This window comes from Actinosynnema sp. NPDC023658 (assembly GCF_040639995.1).
Classification (GTDB): Bacteria; Actinomycetota; Actinomycetes; order Mycobacteriales; family Pseudonocardiaceae; genus Actinosynnema.
This window is the reverse complement of the sequence record NZ_JBFAAX010000896.1, coordinates 1-2,229: the sequence shown is the minus strand read 5'-3', so window position 1 is coordinate 2,229 and position 2,229 is coordinate 1. Positions and strand designations below refer to the sequence as shown.

Annotated in this window: 3 protein-coding genes; all 3 read left to right on the top strand. The window is 74.1% G+C overall.

Features of this window, described 5'->3' with window-relative positions:
- Positions 1-226: phosphopantetheine-binding protein (locus AB0G02_RS36115; protein WP_360803744.1), on the top strand; the 226-nt coding region annotated here is incomplete at its 5' end.
- The gene (locus tag AB0G02_RS36110; protein ID WP_360803741.1) at positions 223-1,077 is read left to right on the top strand and encodes a siderophore-interacting protein; all 855 of its coding nucleotides are present in this window, start codon (positions 223-225) and stop codon (positions 1,075-1,077) included. The genes AB0G02_RS36115 and AB0G02_RS36110, both read left to right, overlap by 4 nt.
- 37 nt (positions 1,078-1,114) lie before the next feature.
- On the top strand, positions 1,115-2,122 hold the full coding sequence (locus AB0G02_RS36105; protein WP_360803738.1) for an ABC transporter substrate-binding protein: 1,008 nt from the start codon (positions 1,115-1,117) through the stop codon (positions 2,120-2,122).
- Positions 2,123-2,229 lie beyond the last annotated feature (107 nt).

Genomic DNA, 2,229 nt, shown 5'->3' with positions numbered 1-2,229 from the left:
GACCGCCCACCGCGTCCGCGCCGACGGGGCCGACCTGCTCGGCCTCGACCCGACCGAGGTCGGCGCGGACGCCGACCTGCTGGACCTCGGCCTCGACTCGATGCGGGTCATGAGCCTGGTCGAGCGCTGGCGGGCCGCTGGCGCGACCGGCCTGGAGTTCGCGGACCTCGCCGAGGACCCGCGGCTGGAGCGCTGGACCGAGCTGGTCACCGGGGCGTCCGCGTGACCCGCGTCGACCACCGCGACCGGCACCTGGAGCGCATCACCGAGGTCCGCGCGGGCCGCGGCGCGGAGAAGGTGGGCTACCCCATCCGCATCCGCGCGGCCGAGGTCGTGCGGACCGCCATGGTCGGCTCCGGGCTGCTGCGGGTCACGTTGGGCGGTCCCGGCACCGAGGGGTTCGAGGCCCACGCGCCGGACGAGCACGTCAAGCTCCTGTTCCCCGAGCCGGACGGCACCCTGCGCCTGCCCGAGCCCGACGGGAACGTGCTGCGCTGGCCCCGCCCGTCCCCGACCTCGCGCGAGTACACCGTGCGGCGCTACGACCCGACCACCGGCGAGCTGGACCTTGACATCGCCCTGCACGACGGAGGCCTGGGCTCGGACTGGGCGCGGTCGGTGGAGCCCGGTGCGGTGGTGCACGTCGCCGGTCCGCCCGGCGGCCTGATCGTGCCGCACGATTACGACCGGTACCTGCTCGCGGGCGACCTCACCGCCCTGCCCGCCATCGCCCGGTGGCTGGAGGAGCTGCCCCGCACCGCCGCCGGCTGGGCGTTCATCGAGGTCGCGAACGCGGACGAGGAGATCGGGCTGACCGCGCCCGAACGCGTCGAGGTGCGCTGGCTGCACCGCGGCGACGCGCCGGCGGGCACCGTCGACCTGCTGGCGAACGCCGTGCGCGCGATCGAGGTGCCCGAGGGCGAACGCCTCTACGCGTGGGTCGCGGGCGAGGCGGGCTCGATCAAACCGCTGCGCCGCTGGGTGCGCGACGAGCTCGGCCTGGCCAAGGCGGACCACGACGTCACCGGCTACTGGAAGCGCGGCGTGGCCGACTTCGACGACGACCACGACCACTGACCCCCGCAACACCGGAATCCCCCGAGGAAGCACACCGATGTCCATCGCCAGAACCCCCCGCCTCGCCGCCGCGCTGGCGCTCACGCTCGTCGCCGCCGTCGGCTGCGGCTCCGCGGAGAGCACCGGCACGGGCGGGACGTCCGCCGCCGGGCCGACGACCCGGGTCTTCACCGCCGACAACGGCGACGTCACCATCCCGGTCTCGCCCGAGCGGGTGGTGGCCACCGGGTACGCCGTGCCCGCCCTGCTGGAGGCGGACGCGCCCCTCGTCGGGATCTCCTCGTGGAAGCGCGGCGAGCCCCTGATGAGCGCGGAGGACCTGAAGAAGTACCAGGAGCTGGCCAAGGTCGCGGGCGAGTCGGCGGCGGAGACCAACTACGAGGCCATCGCGCAGGCCGAGCCGGACCTGATCGTCATCGGCGTGCCCAAGCCGGTGCTGGCCGACATCGACCTCGAGCGCCTGGAGGCCATCGCGCCGGTCGTGGCCATCGGCCCGTCGCTGCCCTCGGCGTGGCGCGACCTGTCCCGCAGGCAGGCCGACGCGGCGGGCGCGCTGTCCGAGTTCGACGCCGTGCAGGAGGAGTACGAGGAGAAGGCCAAGGGGCTGAAGGAGAAGTACGCCTCCGTGCTGCCGCAGCTCAAGCTGGGGCACGTCGGCGCGTACGGCGAGGTCGCCAAGGGCAACTTCCAGCGCGAGTTCAACGGCTCCTGGGGCACCAACGTCGCGCAGGACGTCGGCGCGACCTACTACGGCCAGGTCAAGGTCAAGGGCGGCGGCTCCAAGGACGTCAGCGAGTATTCGTCGATCGAGGAGCTGACGGCCGCCTTCACCGAGGCCGACGCCATCACCTACTCCGTCGCCGCCGACGGCAAGGTCCCGCCCGGGGTCCAGTACGTCCTGGACTCCCCGCTGTGGAAGGAACTGCCCGCGGTCAAGGCCGGCCGGACGTTCCCGGTGCGCTACACCGAGGCGGCCACCTACCGCTCCGCGATGAAGACGCTGGACGCGGTCGACGAGGCGTTCGCGCCGCTGCTGACCAGGTGACGGCCGCGCGCCGGCTGCCGGGCGCACGGGCCGTGCTGCTGGTCGCCGCACTGGTCCTGCTGGCCGGGGTGCCGCTGGTCAGCGTCGGCGTCGGCGCCCACGCCATC